13 protein-coding genes are annotated in these 20641 nt (G+C 59.0%); 3 read left to right on the top strand and 10 right to left on the bottom strand.

From position 1 onward, the window contains the following. Nucleotides 1-13 precede the first annotated feature (13 nt). A complete protein-coding gene (locus VGM18_01720; protein HEY3971688.1) occupies nucleotides 14-1912 on the bottom strand; it encodes an ABC transporter ATP-binding protein in 1899 nt (632 codons plus the stop codon). A gap of 184 nt (nucleotides 1913-2096) precedes the next feature. On the opposite strand from VGM18_01720, the gene VGM18_01715 reads away from it, so the two are divergent. The 3 genes from VGM18_01715 to VGM18_01705 are packed head-to-tail and all read left to right on the top strand — an operon-like array spanning nucleotide 2097 to nucleotide 5747. Beyond that, entirely contained in the window at nucleotides 2097-3419 is a 1323-nt protein-coding gene (locus VGM18_01715) for an ATP-binding protein (protein ID HEY3971687.1), read from the top strand. Next, a complete protein-coding gene (locus VGM18_01710; GenBank protein HEY3971686.1) occupies nucleotides 3385-4014 on the top strand; it encodes a response regulator transcription factor in 630 nt (209 codons plus the stop codon). The genes VGM18_01715 and VGM18_01710 overlap by 35 nt, the downstream gene beginning before the upstream one ends. Nucleotides 4015-4022: 8 nt before the next feature. Next, complete coding sequence (locus VGM18_01705) at nucleotides 4023-5747, top strand: CRTAC1 family protein (protein ID HEY3971685.1); 1725 nt, start codon at nucleotides 4023-4025, stop codon at nucleotides 5745-5747. Between the two features lie 83 nt (nucleotides 5748-5830). On the opposite strand, the gene VGM18_01700 is transcribed toward VGM18_01705, so the two are convergent. From VGM18_01700 to leuC, 9 genes are all read right to left on the bottom strand, one after another. Continuing rightward, complete coding sequence (locus VGM18_01700) at nucleotides 5831-6457, bottom strand: YceI family protein (GenBank protein ID HEY3971684.1); 627 nt, start codon at nucleotides 6455-6457, stop codon at nucleotides 5831-5833. Nucleotides 6458-6459: 2 nt separating this feature from the next. Further along, on the bottom strand, nucleotides 6460-7584 hold the full coding sequence (locus VGM18_01695) for an FAD-dependent monooxygenase (protein HEY3971683.1): 1125 nt from the start codon (nucleotides 7582-7584) through the stop codon (nucleotides 6460-6462). A 9-nt stretch (nucleotides 7585-7593) separates the two neighbouring features. Next, nucleotides 7594-8643, bottom strand: coding sequence for a 3-oxoacyl-[acyl-carrier-protein] synthase III C-terminal domain-containing protein (locus VGM18_01690; GenBank protein ID HEY3971682.1), 1050 nt, complete (start codon nucleotides 8641-8643; stop codon nucleotides 7594-7596). 147 nt (nucleotides 8644-8790) lie between these two features. After that, on the bottom strand, nucleotides 8791-9861 hold the full coding sequence (locus VGM18_01685) for a beta-propeller fold lactonase family protein (GenBank protein HEY3971681.1): 1071 nt from the start codon (nucleotides 9859-9861) through the stop codon (nucleotides 8791-8793). A gap of 383 nt (nucleotides 9862-10244) precedes the next feature. Then, nucleotides 10245-13406 (bottom strand): multidrug efflux RND transporter permease subunit, encoded by a 3162-nt coding sequence (locus tag VGM18_01680; GenBank protein ID HEY3971680.1) that lies wholly within the window; start codon nucleotides 13404-13406, stop codon nucleotides 10245-10247. 131 nt (nucleotides 13407-13537) lie between these two features. Continuing rightward, nucleotides 13538-16705, bottom strand: a complete 3168-nt coding sequence (locus tag VGM18_01675) for a multidrug efflux RND transporter permease subunit (GenBank protein HEY3971679.1) — start codon at nucleotides 16703-16705, stop codon at nucleotides 13538-13540. Then, complete coding sequence (locus VGM18_01670) at nucleotides 16702-18084, bottom strand: MdtA/MuxA family multidrug efflux RND transporter periplasmic adaptor subunit (protein HEY3971678.1); 1383 nt, start codon at nucleotides 18082-18084, stop codon at nucleotides 16702-16704. The genes VGM18_01675 and VGM18_01670 overlap by 4 nt, the downstream gene beginning before the upstream one ends. A gap of 397 nt (nucleotides 18085-18481) precedes the next feature. Continuing rightward, on the bottom strand, nucleotides 18482-19090 hold the full coding sequence (gene leuD, locus VGM18_01665) for a 3-isopropylmalate dehydratase small subunit (GenBank protein ID HEY3971677.1): 609 nt from the start codon (nucleotides 19088-19090) through the stop codon (nucleotides 18482-18484). A gap of 120 nt (nucleotides 19091-19210) precedes the next feature. Continuing rightward, nucleotides 19211-20620: a 3-isopropylmalate dehydratase large subunit gene (gene leuC, locus VGM18_01660; protein ID HEY3971676.1), complete on the bottom strand. Its 1410-nt coding sequence runs from the start codon at nucleotides 20618-20620 to the stop codon at nucleotides 19211-19213. Nucleotides 20621-20641: the final 21 nt, after the last annotated feature.

The raw sequence follows: 20641 nt of genomic DNA, 5'->3' as shown, positions 1-20641 counted from the left end.
TTTCGCTAAGTCGCTAGCGCATCTCTCCCCGCAGCACGCGCAAAGCATCCGCTGCTCTTACGTCACCGTTTTTCGAGTCCTTGCCGTTCCCAGTCACCGTGACGGCATCGCCCTCGCCCGGAGCGAGAAATAGATTTTCTTCCACCCCGTGTTGCCGCGTATACAGGTCGTAGTAGCGCCCGCGTGCGGCATAGAGTTGCGCGTGCGTCCCGCGCTCCACAATCTGCCCCTGTTCCATCACCATGATTTGGTCGGCCCGGCGAATCGTCGAAAGCCGGTGCGCGATCACGAACGTCGTCCGCCCCTGCATCAGATAGGAGAGCCCCTGCTGAATCATCTGTTCCGATTCCGAGTCGAGGCTGGAAGTTGCCTCATCCAGAATCAGGATGCGCGGCTCCGCCAGAATCGCGCGGGCAATCGAAATTCGTTGCCGCTGCCCGCCCGAGAGTTTAACGCCGCGCTCCCCTACGATGGTTTCGTACTTGTCGGCAAACGACTCGGCGAACTCGTCCACGCGCGCGATGCGGCACGCGCGCAACACTTCCTCATCGGTCGCGTTCGGGCGCGAGAACGCAACGTTCTGCCGGATCGTTCCATCGAACAGAAACGATTCTTGCAGCACTACGCCCAGCCGCGTGCGGAAAGAATCGAGCCGCACCTCGCTCAAGTCCGCGCCGTCGACGCGTACCGCGCCCTTCGAGGGCACGTAAAATGCCGAGATTAGTCCGATCGTCGTCGACTTTCCAGATCCCGAAGACCCCACAAGCGCCGTCACCGTTCCCGGCTCCGAGCGGAACGAAATATTCCGCAGAACGTCGTGGACTCCGTCGTAGCTGAACGTCACGTTTTGAAACTCGACCGTGCCGACGATGTCGCGCAGTTGCACGGAACGTTTCGGGTCCCGATCCTCCTGGTGTTCGCGCATGATTTCCTGCGTCCGCTCCAAGCCGGCAATCGCCTCGGTCAGTTGCGTGCCGATTTGCACTACCTGCATGACTGGGGCAACCAGAAAAACCAGCAGGAAATTGTAGGAAAAATAACTTCCGGGACTTAGAGTGTGCGCCACCATCTGTCGGCCGCCAATGAACATCGTGGCCGCGCCCACCACGCCCAGCAGCACGCTGGCGGAAAGTCCCATCAGCGACGTCGCCGTCAGCGTGCGCATGACGTTATCGAGCAGTCGTCGCACGCCAGCCGCGAAAATCTTTTCTTCGCGCTCTTCCGCGTGATAGCCCTTGACCACTCGCACGCCGCCCAGAGACTCCGTCAGTCGCCCGGTCACCTCCGCGTTAATCTTGCCGCGCTCGCGAAAAATCGGGCGAATCACCGAGAACGCCCGGTTCAAGGCAAAAGCAAAACAACCAAGTGATCCCACCGCAATCAGCGTGAGGGGCGCGCTGATTCGAAGCAGCAGCACCAGTGCGATGCTCGCGGCGACCAGGCCTCCGGCAAAATCCACCAGCCCGGTTCCCAGCAGATTGCGCACCCCCTCCACATCGCTCATGATGCGCGAGACCAGCGCGCCGGTCTTATTGGTATCGTAAAAGGCTACAGGCAAACGGGAGATGTGCGATTGCACCTCTTCGCGCAGATCGGCGATCAGCCGCTGCGCCGCTTTTGACAGCAACTGGGTCAGCGAAAACGAAGTTATTCCCTGTACCACCGTAGCCAGCAAAACGGAAAAAACCAGAGGCCGCAGCAGTCCCGTCTGATGTTTGCCAACGACGTTATCGATCAGAAATTTCGAGGAATACGGCAGCACGAAGCCCGCGATTTTGTTGATGACCATCAGCACAAAACCCAGCGCCAGCAACCCGCGGCGGGGGCGCATCAATTTCCAGACTTCCGGCCAAATGGCCTTCAGTCGTTGGATCTTTGGGGGCTTCACGCCATCTTTGGATGGAGAACTCAATCTATTCTTTGACTCACTTAGGCCCGGATTCGCTTCATTAATACCGCATTGTCACACATCCTGCGTGCCCGTGCCGACTGTGACAGGCGGCCAGTCAACGTTGTATGCTCGGGGCGTGTCCCGCCCGTCATCCCCGGAACGATCATCGAACCGATCGCCGGACCGTTCCCCGACCCTGGGCTTATTGCTCGGACTGCTGATTACGCTGTCGGCGGTTGTGGCCTACTCCGCCTACATCACCTGGCAGGTGAATGGCCTGCGCAGTCTGCAGACTGGATTGGTTGACCGCAACCGCAAGGATTCCCTGCAATTGCTCAGAATTCAGAACGACCTCAATGTGCTCGCCGTCGCCATGCGGGACATGGTGAGCGGAGACGAAAATTATCCTTTGACGGCATGGTCGGCGCAGTTCCGGCGAATTCGAACCGATCTCGACGATGCGATGCGCCTGGAAGCGGGCTTCGCCGCCACCAGCCGCACTCCCGAGCAGAGCGCCTTTCTGACCGCAAATTTTAACCAGTTCTGGGATGCCGTCGATCGCGTGTTCGAGCTTGCCCGCGCCGGCAAAGACAAGGATGCGCGCGAGCAAACCCAGCTCTCATTGCAGGAACGGCAAGCCGCGCTGAGCACGGCCGTGGCCCGATTGCTGGTGCAGAACAGCGAAAACGAAGAGCAGGCCGGACAACGCATCGTGCAGATCTACGATCGCGTGCAGAAGCAGGTCTATGTTTTTCTTGCGGCAACCCTCCTGGCCGTCCTGCTGAGCGGCCTTTCCGTGATCCGCCGGAACCGGCGGCTGTTCGCGCGTCTGGCCGAGGTTTCGGAGCGGCGCAGCGAACTGGCGCAGAAGCTGATCGCCACACAGGAATCCACGCTGCGCTATATTTCACGCGAACTCCATGATGAGTTCGGTCAGATCCTTACCGCGGTGGGCTCCATGCTCCGCCGCGCCGGAACTCACGCGCCCGAAGGATCGCCGCTGCGAGCGGATTTGAAAGAGGTGCTCCAGATTGTGCAGACCACGCTTGACAGTGTTCGCAGCCTCTCGCAGGCCCTGCATCCGGTAATGCTCGATGAAGCCGGCCTGGAGAGTACGCTCGATTGGTATATCCCCACTGTGGAACGACAAACCGGAATTGCCATATCCTATGACAAGCAGGGCGCGGCGTTCCCCGTGGATGGGGCGGCTGGCGTGCACGTTTACCGTGTCGTGCAGGAAGCTTTGAATAATGTGGCGCGGCACTCCGGCGCTAAAACCGCGTGGGTGCGCCTGCGTTTCTTGCCGGATGCGCTGGAACTGGAAGTCGAAGATCATGGCGTCGGATTTGCCGAGCGGCCAGGGAAACACGGCATCGGGCTGGTCGCGATGCGCGAGCGTTCCGAACTGATGGGCGGACAAATTATTTTTTCGCGCCCCGCCGAAGGCGGAACCCGCGTGCATCTCGCCGTCCCCAGGGAAAAAGCGGAGTCTTATGGAAAAGAAGATCACAGTGTTGCTGGTGGATGATCACAGCCTGGTGCGGCGCGGTTTCCGCCGCATGCTCGAAGATGAGGCCGACATGGAAGTCGTCGGCGAAGCCGGCAATGGCGAAGATTCCGTTCAACTGGCGAAACAACTTCGTCCTCGCGTCGTCGTAATGGATTGCGCGCTGCCCGGCATGAACGGCCTGGACGCGACGCGCCAGATCATCCAGGATTCACCCGCCACCGCCGTTCTCATGCTCAGCATGCATAGCGAAAGCACGTGGGTGCGACAGGCCGTTGAAGCCGGCGCCAAAGGCTACATTCTGAAAAACGCCATGGACCTCGAACTGGGCGCGGCAATCCGCAAGGTTGCCGCCGGAGAAACAGTATTCGATCCTCAGGTTGAGCAGCGAGAAACGCTCAGAGGCGAGCGCAGCGCGGCCCTGACGCAGCGCGAACTGGAAGTCTTGCAGATGATCGTCGACGGCAAGTCCAACAAAGAAATTGCGACCGCGCTCGATCTCAGCGCCAACACCATCGCGGTTCATCGCGCGAACATTATGAACTCGCTGGGAATCCATAAAACTGCGGAGTTGGTCGTATACGCGATTCGCGCCGGGCTGGTGAACGTTCGGTGACATCTTCCGTGAATCGTCGGGCATTTCTGGCAAGAATGGCGATCATGGCGGGCGCGGCCGGGCTGACCTCGTCATCGCAGTTGCCTTGGTTGCAGGCTATAACGCCGCAAGCGCAGGCGGAAGCCCCGGTCGCCGGCTTTCGTTTCAGCGACGTGACCATCCAGGCGGGAATTCATTTCCAGCACAACAGCGGAGCCTTCGGCGGAAAGTTTCTGCCCGAAACTCTCGGCTCCGGCTGCGCCTTTCTCGATTACGATCATGACGGATGGCAGGACATTCTCCTGATCAATGGCGCCGATTGGCCAGGGCACAAGAAACAACGTTCCACCTTGCGCCTCTATCGCAACAACGGCAACGGCACGTTCACCGACGTCACAACCCGTGCCGGACTCGACATCGAAATGTATGGTATGGGCGTGGCCGTGGGCGATTACAACAATGACGGTTTTCCCGACATACTGATTACCTGCGTCGGACAAAATCGCCTGTTTCGCAACACCGGCAAAGGCAAGTTCGTGGACGTGACGGCAACCTGCGGCCTCGGGAAACGTGAGGGATTCAGCACATCCGCATTATGGTTCGACTACGACCGCGACGGCCTGCTCGACCTCTTCGTTTGCAACTACGTGAAATGGTCGCCCCAGCACGACGTATTTTGCAGCCTCGACGGCAAACATAAATCGTATTGCACCCCCGAAGCCTATCGCGGCGCGACTTGCTGGCTTTTTCACAATCGCGGCGACGGAACCTTTGAAGATGTCACCGCGGCCAGCGGAATTTTCGACAGCAGTTCGAAATCGCTCGGAGTCGCGCTGTTTGAAGACAGGAACGACGGCTGGCCCGATCTGCTCGTGGCCAACGATACGCAGCCCAACAAGCTGTATCGCAACCAGCACAACGGCACTTTCAAAGATTCCGCGGTCGAGGCCGGACTCGCCTTCAGCAGCGAAGGCAAAGCCCGCGCGGGCATGGGTGTCGACGTGGCCGATTTCGATAATTCCGGCGCACCGGGCGTCGCCATCACCAACTTCGACAATGAAATGATCGGTCTCTATCGTTCGAGCGGCAAGGCTTTCGAAGACATCGCCCCGCAATCCGGAGTAGGCATGGCTTCCAGAAACAGTCTCGGTTTCGGCTGCGCATTTCTCGACGTCAATCTCGACGGCTGGCTCGACTTCGCCGTGGCCAATGGCCACATCGACGACACCGTGCGCAACATTCGCGGCAACGTCGGCTACGCGCAACCGCCCCAGCTTTTTCTCAACAGCGGTAAAGGAACCTTTCGCGAGGTTGCGGCGCAAGTTGGCGGAGGCTTCGAGCAGCCGAAAGTCGGCCGCGGCCTGGCCTACGCCGACTTCGACCGCGACGGCGATCTCGACCTTCTTCTTACTACCAATAACGGTCCGGCTTACCTGTATCGCAACGATCAGCGGAGCGGGAATCGCAGCATCCGTTTCCGTTTGGCCGGAACCAAATCCAACCGCGACGGCATCGGCGCGATGGTGCGCGTTTTTGCGGGCGGTTTGACGCAGTCTCGAATGGTGAAGGGCGGTTCCAGCTACTTGTCGCAATCCGAACTTCCCGTGACCTTTGGCCTCGAAAAGCGCGATCGAGTTGAGCGCGTCGTCATCGACTGGCCCAGCGGGCGAACCGAAGAGTACAAGAATCTCGCTGCTGGCCGCACCTACGAGTGTACCGAAGGCAAGGGAATCGTCCCGCAGGATGGATATTAAGGATAATCAATATTAAGCATGATCAATATTAAGGAGGACGGATATTGAAGGCGATGAATTCCGATGAATAGCGACCGAGGCGATTACTGCGGCGGCTTGGCGACGCCCGGCTTCACGACATCTCCCGCAGCGTGCAGATCGATTTCCACGGAGTCGCTGACTCGCAAAAACAACGTGCTGGGATTTTTCATCCCCCACTTTTCGTACGGAACGGTGAAGTGAACGTTGGCTGCCCAATGATCGCCAGACATTTCCACCTCAGCCGGCACCGTAATCTCGCGATCCATCCCGTGAATGTTGAACACGCCGTGCACTCTCACCGCAGACTTTCCCGGGTTCGCGACGGCGCCTTCAATCTTATCGGGCCGAAAGGAAATATCGGGGTAGCGTTCGCTCTCCAAGACTTCTTTGTGCATCTTCCGGTCGCGCATGCCGCTGCCACTCTCGCCGCTGGCGGCGTCGACTACAATCTCGCCGGAGATTTTTCCCGAAACCGAATCGAGTTGCAATGCTCCACGTTTCAAATGAAAATTTCCCCGCACAGTGTGCAGCACATCCCCCAGGGTAAACTTGACTGAACTTTGAGCGGGATCAAACTGAAACCCGGCGTCCTGCGCCGCGGCTAAACTGCCAGTTGCCGAAATCACGCTGACGCTGAGCAGAAGCGCAGCCATGAACCCGCGCACGTTCAAGCCAGTGGTCGCCTTCATGGCTATGCCGACAATAGCCCCCACCCCAGTGTCAGCCCGTCCCAGACCAGTTGCCGGGGTGGCAAGGCCCCCACATGCATCGCCACCAACCGCTGAAAGGTCTCCGGATGCTTCTGGAATACCCGCAGCGTGCGCTGCTGGAGCCACGGACGCCCATCCAGCGTAAGCATCAGTCGCGCCATGATTCGCGGCCGCAATGCCAGCCGGCGATGCGCACTCTCGTAGCTCGCCAAATTTCCACTCCGTAAAGATTCCGTCAGCACAACGGCCTGAGTGAACGCCAATCCGAGCCCCTCGCCGGCAATCGCATCCACCGTCCCCGACGCATCTCCAATCAGCGCGACGTTGCCTCTCCAGATGCGCTTCAGCCGGCGGTTTCCCGTGATGGCGCCTTGCTCGGCAGAAACGGTCTCAGCTCCGCGCAACCGCGCACCGAGTTCCGGCAGCCCCCGCAGACCCTCCTCCATGCGCAGACTCGGATCGTGCGAAGCCAGCGCCACGCAGACCTGCTCCGGGCCCACACCCGTGGCGTATCCCTGGCAGCGATCGCCCCAATAGACCTCCATGTGATCGCTCCACGGTGCCACGCGATAATGCCGTCGAAATGCATATCGAAGTCGAGGCCCAGAAAAACGGTCAAGGCCCGCCCAGCGCCGCACTCGCGAATTGCTCCCATCCGCTCCCACGATCCAGCGCGCGCGCACGATCCTCTTCCCGAGCTGAACTCCATGCGGCGGGATTCCAGTCACCGCCGTTCGCCACAGCAACTCGGCGCCCATCTGTTCCGCACGTTCGATCATCACGCGATGCAGGGAAGTGCGGCGCACCGCCAGACCGCGCTCACCGGCAGGGAAGGCCGCATCCGCCGACAGTCTCGCATTTAGAAATCGAATGCCGCGAAATGGAAAGGCGTCGCTCATCGGCAACCGGACCCCCAGTCGCTCCAGTGCCGCCAATCCGTCCGGCATCAGGCCTTCGCCGCATGCCTTATCGATCGGCGGCTGCGCGCCATCGGCAACCATCACGCGAAATCCCTGCTGTCGCGCCGCGATTGCCGCGGCCAGTCCCGCCGGTCCGCCGCCAATCACGAATACATCGGTCGAATTTTCTTCAGTCGATTCCAGCACCAGCCTGCCTCACCATCGCAAAAGTACCAGCTCCGAGCAGAATCCCGGACCCATTGCCGCCAACACGCCCAGCGTCCCCGGTTCCGGACGCCGGTTCTTCATCACATCTTCCAGCACCACCAGCACCGACGCCGACGACAGGTTCCCGACTCTCTTCAGACAATCCCAGGAAGCATCGAGTTGCCCGTCATGCAGATCGAGCGCTGCAGCTGTCGCTTCCAGCACCTTCGGCCCCCCCGTGTGCAGCACCCAGCTTCCAATGTCGGCGCGCTGGTGGCCGTGGTCGGCAAGAAATGCGTCCATGTCATGCCCGAGGTGTTCGCGAATCAGCGTCGGCACTTCCGGCGAGAGCGTGATGCGAAATCCCTTCTCAGTCACTTTCCATCCCATCATTTCTTCGGTGCCGGGGTAAAAAACCGATCGCGTCGCCACAATCTCCGGTCCGGTCGCCTTCAGATCGTCCCCCGTAACAATCACCGCCGCCGAGCCGTCGGCGAACAGTCCCGAAGAAATCAGGTTCGCCACCGAGAGATCGTCGCGTTGAATGGTGAGGGAGCACAGTTCGACCGAAACCAGTGCCGCCGCCTGCGAGGGATAAGCGCGCACATAATCCGCCGCGCGGGCAATTCCCGCCGCCCCGGCCACGCAACCCAATCCAAAAATCGGCACCCGCTTGATATTTGCCGGCAGCCCCATGCGATTGATGAGCAACGCGTCAATCGAGGGGCTCGAGATTCCCGTGACGGAGGTAAAAAAGAGCGCGCCCAGCGCGCTTGCATCCAGCCCCGCATGGTGCAGAGCGCGGCAGAGCGCCTGCTCTCCCAACTCCTGCGCCACCTCGATCCAGATGTCATTCGCCCGTCCCCAATTGGTGATCTCGTAATATTTCTCGGGAAGCATCGCGAGATAGCGGCCTTCCACCGTGACGTTGCGATGCAACCGCGCCAGCAGTTGCGGACTTTTCAGTTGCTCGCCCCAGTACTCCTGTAGCTTTTCCAGCAGGAATTTCTGGGAAAAATAATGTTTAGGGAAGGCGCTCGCGGCGCTGGCAATTTTCATCGATGTGAAGTTCCTGGTCCCGGCACCCGATCAACTGGTTGCGCTCCGCATATCGTGCGCCGTCGAGCCTATTGTTCCAATGCCGGTGCCTTAAATTGTCACCCGCATGTTAAATCGAAAGCTGAAGCCAAGAATGCCGCCTCCTGACTAAGGCGTAATCGCAATGGAATTCGGACTCGTCACCGAATAGGTTTCCACCGAAGTCAGCACTCCGTCGCTGGTATCGAGACTAAACGATTGAATTGACGAGCCGCTACCGACAAACAGGAATTTCCCGCCTGGGTCGGTGGCCAATACACTCGGACTCGCCCCCGTACCAAACGGCGAAGTTGTCAGCAGGGTGATGGTGCCATCGGCGCCGATCGAATAGCCTCCAAGGTTCGTCGATCCCTGATTGGCTACGTACAGATACGTTCCCGACTTATCGATGAGAAGTGAAATCGGACCTCCGTAAGTCTCTCCGATCGGAGAACCCGAAATTTCAGTGAGCGATCCATCGGAGTTGATTGCGAATTCCGAAATAGAAGCGTCCACCTTATTGGCAGTGTAGAGAAACCCACCGCTTGCCGAGACCGCCATTCCGTAGGGGCTATTTCCTGTATAGAACGGCGAATTCGGCACGTAACAAGCTGATCCCACCGTGCACGGCACACCTTGGCTCAGGCCGAAGGCTTCAATGATCCCCGGGTTCCCACCGCCCGCGACATAGAGAACTCCGCCCGAAGGCGACAGTTTCATGTTAATCGGAACCAGGCCAATCGGAAAAGGATTGCCCACGGCGGTCAGAAGGCCTGTGCTCGAATTGATGGAAAAAACGGAAATGCTGAAGGAGCCGGAATTGCCTACGTAAAGAAACCCGTTCGCGCCGTCCAGGGCCAGCAGCGTCGGAGCCGTGCCTACCGGCGTGCGTCCCGCCGCTTCCGTCAAAGCGCCGCTGGCTGAAATTGCGTACACCGACACATCGTCCTCGCCTGAATTCACGGCATACAGGAATTTTCCCGAGGGATGCATCGCGAGCGCTGACACGGACTGCCCCGCGCTTATGGGACTTCCCGCTAACTGTGTGAGCACACCCGCATTCGGATCCTCACGATAAGCGAAAATCTGATTCGCCGTGGGGGAAGAAGCATACAGGTAATGACTGCTGGTCGAAGCACATCCTACCCATGTGGCCATGCTTGCGCAAATCGCAAGCACAGCCGCCGCTTTCTTTAGCATCCGTGACTCCTGAGGAAAATTTGTCGAAACGAAAATTGGGAAATCGCCGGCTCCCGTCATTCACCGGGACGGTGCAATAGTCTCAACCAGGTTGACTCGAGTGTGAACATCTATGTCGAACACCTATGTTGAACACCTATCATACGGGACAAGCCGTCTCCAGCGCAGCAGGCATGCGTTCTTTTGCTGCTGGGATGCATGATTTCCGCATACAGGTTGCACAAACCTGCAAGTGTAATCGACTTGCTCCTTCGGGTGAAGAAGCTTAAACGCATAGCCCCGGACGCATCCGTAGCCCCGGACGAACGCGTAGCCCCGGACGCATTCGTCCGGGGCCATCCGCAACTGCGCCGAGCGGACGAATGGGTCCGCTGCTACACCTCTCAAACCGCCGGACTGGGATGCACATCGCCATGCGTCGACGCTTCCGGCCTCAAGTTCTCCTTGCCCCCCCGCAAGGCCAATCTGAGCCGGTCCAGATACACATAAACCACCGGCGTGGTGAACAACGTCAACAGTTGACTCACCGCCAATCCCCCGACAATCGTGATTCCCAAAGGGCGATGCAGTTCCGAGCCGGTGCCAGTGCCCAGAGCCAGCGGCAGCCCGCCCAGCAGCGCTGCCATCGTCGTCATCATGATCGGTCGGAAACGCAAAATGCAGGCGTCATAAATCGCCTCCACTGGTTTTTTTCCCTGCGAGCGCTCCACATCGAGCGCTACATCGATCATCATGATGGCGTTCTTCTTCACCAGCCCAATCAGCAGGATGATGCCGATCATGCCAATCACGTTGAGCTCGTTATGCGTCAAGAGCAGCGCCAGCAGCGCACCTACGCCCGCAGACGGTATCGTCGACAGGATCGTAATGGGATGAATATAGCTCTCGTAAAGCATGCCCAGCACAATGTAGACGGCGCCCAGTGCGGTGAGGATCAGGATCAGCATATTGGAGCGCGAATCCTGGAATGCCGCCGCCGTTCCTTGAAAACTAGCTTGGATGCTCGGCGGAAAGCCGATCGTGCGTTCCGCTTGCTCAATGGCATCCGTCGCTTGCCCGAGAGAAATCCCCGGCGCCAGATTGAACGAGATGGTAACTGAAGGCAGCTGACCCTGATGATTCACCGCCAGGGGCGTATTCGACGGCTCGTAATGTGTAAACGCCGCCAGCGGAACCGGCGTCCCAGCCGTCGACCGCAAATAGATATTCTGCAGCGCCTCGGGAGTCTGCTGGAATTGCGGTGCAACCTCCATGACAACGTGATACTGATTCAGCGGCCGGTACATGGTCGAAACCTGCCGTTGTCCGAATGCATCGTAGAGCGCATTGTCCAGAGTTGCAGCGTTGATGCCCAGCCGGCTGGCGGTGTCGCGGTCAATCACCAGCTTAGCCTGCAATCCTTTATCCTGCTGGTCTGAATTCTGGTCGCGCAGTTCCGGCAGGGTCTTGAGTTTCAGCAGCAAGCGCGGCGCCCAGTTGTTCAGGTCGTCGAGGTTCGCACTCTGTAGAGTGTATTGATACTGTGCGTTACCCCAACGTCCGCCAATGCTGAGCTCCTGTTGCGACTGCAAGATTAGTGTTGCCCCCGGCACCACCGCCAGTTTACCGCGCAGGCGATTGATTACATCGTCGGCAGTCACGTAGTGGCAGGCTTCCCAGAAATGTTGCTTATGGCATGGGCCGCGCTGCTCCAGCGGTTTCAGCGATATGAAAAACCGGCCCTGGTTCAGAGCGGACCCCCCACCCGTAAAACCAGCCATCGTGTCGACTGCGGGATCTTTCAGCACAATGCCGGAGTAGCGCTTGACCTTGTCGCTCATGGACTGGAACGAAATGTCCTGCGCTCCGATCAGCGTGCCCTGAATGCGGCCGGTGTCCTGCTGCGGAAAGAATCCTGTGGGCACCTTGGTGTAAAGGTAAATGCTCAGCACGGCTACTCCGACCGTTACCACCCCGGTTAGCGGCTGGTGCGCCAGCACCCACCTCAGGGCATGGGAATAGACTCGCAGAAGCCCGTCGAAAAACCACTCGCCGGCGCGGTAAAAGACGTTGTGTTTTTCCGACTTCGATGGCCGCAGGAACTTCGCACACATAGTCGGCGTGGTGGTTAGCGAAACCACCAGCGAAACTCCAATGGCCATGCTTAGCGTCACCGCGAACTCGCGGAACAGCCGTCCTACAATTCCGCCCATCATCAGCAGCGGAATGAACACGGCCACCAGCGACGTGCTCATCGAGACCACCGTGAATCCGATCTCCGCCGCCCCTTTGAACGTTGCTTGCACAACGTCCATGCCGCGCTCGATGTAACGTGTGATGTTCTCCAGCACCACGATCGCGTCATCCACCACGAATCCGGTCGAAATCGCCAGCGCCATCAGCGACAGATTATCCAGGCTGTAGCCCAGCAGATACATCCCGCCGAAGGTGCCCACCAGCGAAAGCGGCACGGAGATGCTTGGAATGATCGTCGAGCGTATCGTACGCAGAAACACGAATACGACCAAAATCACGAGCAGTATCGAAATCAGCAGGGTCCGCTCGATTTCCTTTACCGAGGCTCGCACCGTGATCGTTCGGTCGCTCGCAATCGAAAGTTTGAGTGCCGGCGAGATCGAGGATTGCAGATAGGGCATCAATGCCCGCACCCGGTCCACCGTGTCGATGATGTTGGCGCCTGGCTGCCGGAACACAGGTATGATGATGCCCGGTTTGCCGTTGATCAAGGCAAGGTTTCGCACGTCCGCCACCGAGTCCTCAACCTGCGCCACATCCCCGAGTCGCACCGGCGCTCCATTGTTGTAAGACATGATCAGCGGGCGGTACTGGTCCGCGGTGAACAGTTGGTCCGTATCGGTGAAGGAGGAAGACGTCGTGCCGTTGGAAACCTGGCCCTTGGGAGCGTTGGCGTTCGCGGCATTGAGAGCGTTTCGAACCGTGTCGAGCCCAACCCCAAGCTTGTTGAGAAGGGTTGGATTGACCTCTGCGCGCACCGCCGGCTGCGACGCTCCCCACACAAAAACTTGCCCCACTCCGTTCACCTGCGCCAGCTTTTGTGACAGGATCGAGTCGGCGGCGTCGTACATTTGCGGCACCGTCTGCGTGTCCGAAGTCAAAGCCAGCAGAAGAATGGGCGAGTCCGCCGGATTTACTTTGCGGTAAGTCGGATTGCTCGGCAGGTTCGATGGAAGCTGGCTGCGCGCCGCATTGATGGACGCCTGTACGTCGCGAGCCGCAGCGTCGATGTTCCGGTTCAGATCGAATTGCATCGCGATTCCGGTGCTTCCCAGTTGGCTCGAGGAAGTCATCTGATTCACCGCCGCAATCCGGCCGAACTGGCGTTCCAACGGCGTGGCGACGGCCGACGCCATCGTCTGCGGGTCCGCACCCGGCAGCGACGCTCCCACACTGATCACCGGGAAGTCCATTTTCGGCAGGGAAGCCACCGGAAGAAAATTGAAGGCGAGAATTCCCGACAGCAACAGCGCCGCCGCCAGCAGCGACGTGCCAATCGGGCGCCGAATGAAGGGAGCCGAAATACTCATTTTCTTCTCAGCACATCCGGGGAAGGTCTGCTCCCCCACACTTGTCATTTCGAGCGTAGCAACAGGGCGCGTTTGTCGCGCCATTTTGCGAAGTCGAGAAACCTGCTTGTCTTGCCTCCAAAGGGTTCGCTCTAGTCTGCCGACATAGGCTCCTGGGGAATCGGGTTTCCGATTCTGTACCGCGACAGTCTCTGCGCGACCCGGTCAAACCACAGATAAACCACCGGCGTCGTATACAGCGTAAGCAATTGACTGAGCAGCAGTCCGCCGACAATGGTTATGCCCAGCGGCCGTCGCAGTTCTGCGCCCGTCCCCGAGCCCAACGCCAGCGGCAAGCCGCCCAGCAGCGCCGCCATGGTCGTCATCATGATCGGACGGAAGCGCAACAGGCAAGCCTGAAAAATCGCTTCCTCTGGCGCCTTATGCTCGACCCGTTCCGCCTCCAGCGCGAAGTCGATCATCATGATGGCGTTCTTCTTCACGATTCCGATCAGCAGAATAATGCCAATCAGCGCCACCACGGTTAAATCGTTTCCGGTAATCATCAGCGCCAGAATCGCGCCCACGCCCGCCGATGGCAACGTCGAAAGAATCGTGATCGGGTGAATGTAGCTCTCATACAAAACGCCGAGCACAATGTAAACCGTGATGACCGCGGCCAGAATCAGATAGGGTTCCGACGCCAGCGAGTTTTGAAATGCCGCCGCCGTCCCCTGAAAGGCGGCGTGAATACTTGGCGGCAACTGAATGTCTTTCTCCGCCTGCTGAATCTGCTTGGTGGCATCGCCCAGTGAGGCCCCCGGCGCCAGGTTGAACGACAGCGTCACCACCGGAAACTGCCCCTGGTGGTTGTTGGCCAGCGAGGCGCTGGTCCGCTGCATGTGGGTAAAGGTCGAGATCGGCACCGGAGCGCCGCTGGTGGCCACGCTCGCGCCGTTGGCGCTCGGCGCGCCCGTGTTGGCGGTGACCGTGCTCGGCCGGATATAAATGTCCTTCAAATTATCCGGACTCTGCGCGAAATTCGGCAGCACTTCCAGGATCACGTGATACTGATTCAACTGCGTGAACATGGTCGAGACTTGCCGCTGCCCGAAGGCGTCATACAAAGTGTTGTCGATGGCTTGCGGGAAAATTCCCAGCCGCGATGCCGTGTCCCGGTCGATCGTGACGTTCGTCTTGAGCCCATTGTTGAGCTGGTCCGTCGCCACATCGCGCAAAGCCGGCAAGGTTTGCAGTTTGGCCACCAGCTTCGGCGTCCACTGCGCCAGTTCCTGCGCGTCGGCATCTTCAATCGAATATTGAAATTGGGTCCGGCTTACGCGGTCTTCCACCGTGAGATCCTGCACCGGTTGCATGTAGAGAGTGATGCCGTCCACCTTCTCCAGTTGCGGTTGCAGTCTACGAATGATCGCCGAGGCGTCGTCCGCGCGCTCGTCCCGCGGTTTCAGATTGATCTGGATACGGCCCTCGTTCGGCGTGGTATTCGTGCCATCCACGCCAATGAACGACGACAGGCTGTCGACCGCTTTGTCCTGCAAAATCACTTTGGCCAGTTCCTGCTGGCGTTGCGCCATGGCGTCGAACGAAATGTAGTCGGGAGCTTCCGAAACTCCCAGAATTACACCCGTGTCCTGTACCGGAAAAAATCCCTTCGGAACGATGACATATAAGAACAACGTCAGTGCCAGAGTCCCCACCGTAACCAGCAGAGTGGCCGTCTGATGTTTCAGCACAAATTTCACGGTGCGCCCGTAAAACGCGATGATGCGGTTGTAGTAATCCTCGGTAACCTCGTAGAAGCGTCCCTTTTCGCCCTCCTTGCGATGTTTCAGCAGCTTGGCGCACATCATCGGCGTCAGGCTCAGCGAAACTCCCGCCGAAACCAGAATCGTCACCGCCAGCGTCACCGCAAACTCGCGGAACAGCCGACCCACAATGTCGCCCATGAACAGCAGCGGAATCAGCACCGCGATCAGCGAAACCGTCAGCGAAACGATGGTAAAGCCAATCTGCCCCGCGCCCTTCAACGCCGCATCCAGCGGCGAGTCTCCCGCTTCGAGATAGCGGTCGATGTTTTCGATCATCACAATGGCGTCATCCACCACGAAACCCGTGGAGATCGTCAGCGCCATCAGCGTCAGATTGTTCAGGCTGTAGCCCAGCAAATACATCACGCCGAACGTGCCGATCAGCGATAGCGGTACGGCCACGCTGGGAATCAATGTCGCAGCCAGGTTCCTCAGAAATAGGAACACCACCAATACCACCAGGCCGATCGACAGCATCAATTCAAATTCGACATCTTTGACGGAAGCCCGAATCGTGCTCGTCCGGTCGGTAAGAATCTCCACTTTGACCGCCAGCGGCAGCGACGCCTGCAACTGGGGCAGGAGTTTCTTGATCCGGTCCACCACGCTGATGATGTTGGCGCCCGGCTGGCGCTGGATGTTCACAATGACCGCCGGCATCAGATTCATCCATGCCGCCAGGCGGACGTTCTCGGTCCCGTCAATCACGTTCGCGACATCGCTCACCCGCACCGGCGCCCCGTTGTGATACGCAATCACAATGGGCTTGTACTGCCCGCTGGAGAAAAGCTGATCGTTGGCCCCAATCGTGTACGATTGCCGCGCTCCATCGATCACGCCCTTGGCTTGATCCACGTTGGCCTGGGCCAGCGCCGCCCGCAGGTCTTCCAGGCTCAAACCATAAGAAGCCAACGCCGTCGGATTCGCCTGAATGCGCACTGCCGGTTTCTGCCCGCCACTGATCGAAACCAATCCCACGCCTGGCAACTGCGAAATCTTTTGCGCCAGCGACGTGTCCGCAAGATCTTCCACTTTCGATAGTGGCAGCGAATCCGAGGTCAGCGCCAGCGTCAGAATCGGCGCGTCGGCAGGATTTACCTTGTTATAGATGGGAGGATTCGGCAGGTCCGCCGGCAAATACGTCGAGCCGGAGTTGATTGCGGCCTGCACCTGCTGCTCTTCCACGTCGATGTTCTGATCGAGGCCGAATTGCAGCGTAATTACCGAACTGCCAAACGAACTGGTCGAGGTCATCTGGCTCAGCCCCGGCACCTGGCCGAACTGACGCTCCAGCGGAGACGTCACCGACGACGCCATCACGTCGGGATCGGCCCCCGGATAAAACGTGACCACCTGAATGGTTGGATAGTCGACCTCGGGCAGAGCCGACACCGGCAACTGAAGGAACGCAACCCAGCCGATCAGCAGCACGCCCAGCATGAGCAGCGTCGTCGCAACCGGCCGGAGAATGAATATCCGTGAAGGACTCATGAACCTGAACTACCTGAAGCCGAACCCGTAGCCGGCCGATCGTCGCCATGACCGGCCGCATGATGATTGGAAGGAGTTTCTGAATCCGGCGCGCCCACCTCCGACCCTTCCTCCGCGTCCCCGTGTTCGTCGCTGTTGCCCGAAAATACGGTCGGGGGCATAATCGGCGATACGCCCCGCCCGCCGCTCAGCCGCGCGCTCGGAGTCGCACCCCGCATCTCGATCTTGCTGCCTCGTTGCAGTTTGTCCTGCCCGTCGGTCACCACCATGTCGCCGGGATTGACTCCCTCGGTAATCACCGTCGTATCGCCCTGTGTCAGCGATATGGTCACGGCTTTATCCTGCACTGTCTTATCGGGATTCACCGTGTAAACAAATGTCCCCTGCGGCCCCCGTAGAATCGCAGCCGTGGGCACCACGGTGCTTTTCTTTCGCGTCTCGAGAAGCAGATCTGCATTCACAAACTGATTCGGCCAGAGCTGGTTGTCTTTGTTGTCAAACACTGCCTTCAGTTTCGCCGTGCCCGTCGTCGGATCGATCTCATTGTCGATGGTCAACAACTTGCCCGTGGCCAGCTTGGTCTGATCGTCGCGGCTGAACGCATCCACCTCAAGTGTTCCCTGATGCATCTTCTTCGACACATTCGAGAGCACGTCCTCTGGCAACGTGAAGATCACGGCAATCGGCTGCAACTGCGTCAGGATCAGCATCGGATTCGTGTCGGTCGCGTGAATAATATTTCCCGGATCCACTTGCCGCAGTCCTACTCGCCCCGTGAATGGCGCCGTGATGTGGCAATAAACGATATTCAATTTCGCGGTTTCAATCTGCGCCTGATCCGTCCGCACCGTGCCGTCCAGTTGGTCCACCAGCGCCTTCTGTGTATCCACCTGCTGCTGCGCGATGCTGCCCGAGGGAATCAGCGTCGTATAACGCTCCAGATTCAGCTTGGCGTCGCGCAGTTGCGCCTGGTCGCGAAACAACTGCGCCTGCATCTGATCCAGCGACGCCTGGTAGGGACGAGGATCGATCTCGATTAACAAGTCTCCTTCTTTGACGGTTTGCCCCTCCTGGAAATTCACCTTCATGATCTGCCCGTCGACGCGGCTCTTGATGTTGGCGGTATTGAACGCCGTCACCGCTCCCAGCCCCGACAGGTAGACGGGCACGTCCTTCTGCTGCACCGGCGCAGTCGCCACCGAGACGGCGTGCGGACCGGCCGCCTGCGCCTTCTGCTGTTTCGGGTCCGCGCCGCTGCTACAGCCAACGAAAAAAGCGCAAACTGCCGCCAGGATGAGAATCGTAGGAACGCGTGCGTCCCAGATTCCGGTTACGCGCCGTTTGGTGGCAGTCCGCTTGCGATCTAAGAGATCATTCATATTCAAAGGGTGTTTCTAAAGGATTGCCCGCCGCTCTTCTGGCACTGGCCGGGATGCAGTATTAGACGTTAGCATTGTAGATCGGTTGCGCTAGTCTACCCCCGGCACACTGGAAATCTCTCTGCCAGAGGCCCCTGGGGTTGACCGAGGAAGCTTGGCTCAAAATAGGTCGGCTGAGGTAGGAACCAGAAACGCGGTTGCCCGCGTCAAAGCACGCCTTACCAGCATCAACCGCAGCCCCGCGGGAGGTCAAGGCCGTGGCGAAGGTTTTACAAATCTTTACCGGCTATGACTTTCTTTTAACTTTCGCTCTCAACTTTTAACTTTCGCTCTTAACTTTCGCGACCGGTTTGGCCTTAGGCGAGCTTTGATGAGACGCCCGTAATACGACGGCCAATCACGACCTCAGCCCCGCCGGCGTCGGATGCCCCGCTTCATACGCAGCAATCTCCGCTTCATGCTGTTGCGTGAGCCCAATATCGTCGAGCCCGTTCAACAGGCAATGGCGGACAAACTCGTCGATGGCAAACTTCGCGCAAAATCCTTTATCGTCGCTCACTTCGCACTGCTCCAGATCAATCGTGATCTGATAGTCGTCGATCTCCTGCGCCCGCCGCATCACCTGCGCAACTTCATCTTCACCCACCCGCACCGCCAGGAATCCATTCTTCGCGCTGTTGTTGGCGAAAATATCCGCGAACGACGACGAGATCACCGCCCGGAATCCGAAGTCGGCCAGCGCCCACACCGCATGCTCGCGCGACGACCCGCACCCGAAATTCTTCCCCGCCACCAGAATGCTCGCGCCTTCGTAGCGCGGATCGTCGAGCACAAACTCGGCGTTCTTCTTGCCATCGGCGTCGAACCGCCAGTCGTAAAACAAAAACTGTCCAAAGCCCGTCCGTTCAATCCTTTTCAAAAACTGCTTCGGGATGATCTGGTCCGTGTCCACATTGACTCGATCCAGCGGCGCCACGCGCCCGCGATGCACAGTGAATACCTTCATTTTGATTTCCCAATCATTGTCGTTGTTGCATTGAGGTTGTCATGCCGAGCGGAGCCGTTCTTCAGGCGAAGCGAGGGATCTCAATGGCTCCGACACCCGCCTCGAGCACGAATCAAATCCTCACCGAAACTTCCACTCCCGAATATCCGTAAAATGCCCAGCAATCGCCGCCGCCGCCGCCATCATCGGACTCACCAGATGCGTCCGTCCTCCGCGCCCCTGCCGCCCCTCAAAATTCCGGTTGCTGGTCGAAGCGCAACGTTCCCCCGGCTGTAAAATATCCGGATTCATTCCCAGGCACATCGAGCATCCCGACTCCCGCCACTCAAATCCCGCGTCGAGAAAAACCCGATCCAGCCCTTCCTGCTCCGCCGTCCGCTTCACCGCCTGCGATCCCGGCACCACCATTGCCCGCACTTTCGAGCTGACATGATGTCCTCGCGCCACGCGCGCTGCCGCCCGCAAATCTTCAATCCGAGAATTCGTGCACGACCCAATAAACACCCGGTCAATTTCAATATCCGCAATCCGCCGCCCCGGTTCCAGCCCCATATACTGCAAAGCCAATTCCGAAGCCCGCCGTTCGGAATCCGCCAATTCCCCCACGTCCGGCACCCGCCCCGTCACCGGCGCAACCATCCCGGGATTGGTCCCCCAGGTCACAAACGGACAAAGCTGCGCCCCATCGATCTCCACCACTTTATCGAAAGTTGCGCCTTCATCGGTCGGCAAACTATGCCAGTATTCGACGGCCTTTTCCCACTCCCCATTTCGCGGAGCGAATCGCTTCCCCTTCACATACGCGAAGGTCGTCTCATCCGGCGCCACCATCCCGGCCCGCGCTCCCGCCTCAATGCTCATATTGCATAGCGTCATGCGCCCTTCCATCGAGAGTGCACGCACCGCCGACCCAGCGTATTCGATCACGTGCCCAGTCGCACCATCGGTCCCAATCTGCCCAATGATCCCCAGCGCCAGATCTTTCGCCGTTACTCCGTCCGCTAGGTTGCCGCGCACGTCGATCTTCATCGTCTTCGGCGTCTGCTGCGCCAGGCACTGTGTCGCCAGAACATGCTCCACTTCCGACGTCCCAATCCCGAAAGCCAGTGAGCCTAAAGCTCCGTGCGTGCTGGTATGGCTGTCCCCGCAAACAATCGTCATCCCCGGCTGCGTCAGCCCCAACTCCGGACCAATCACATGCACGATCCCCTGCTCCGGCGAATCCATATCAAACAGCCGGATGCCGAACTCCTGGCAGTTCGCCTGCAACGCCGCAATCTGCCTGGCCGCAATCAAATCGGTGATCGGAGTTCCACGCGGTTCGGTCGGAATATTGTGATCCACCGTCGCCACAGTCCGCGCCGGCTGCCGCACCTTTCTTCCAGCAACTCGTAATCCATCAAAAGCCTGCGGCGAAGTCACCTCATGCACCAGATGCAAATCGATATAAAGAATAGGCGACCGCCCCGCCGGCTCCGCCACCAGGTGGGCGTTCCAAATCTTCTCGAATAAAGTTTTCTTCTCTGCCATTTCAAATCTTCCCGAACCGTA

This window comes from Candidatus Sulfotelmatobacter sp., from assembly GCA_036500765.1.
GTDB lineage: Bacteria > Acidobacteriota > Terriglobia > Terriglobales > Acidobacteriaceae > Sulfotelmatobacter.
Note: the sequence above shows the minus strand (reverse complement) of the source record. Positions and strands in the feature narration are given on the sequence as shown.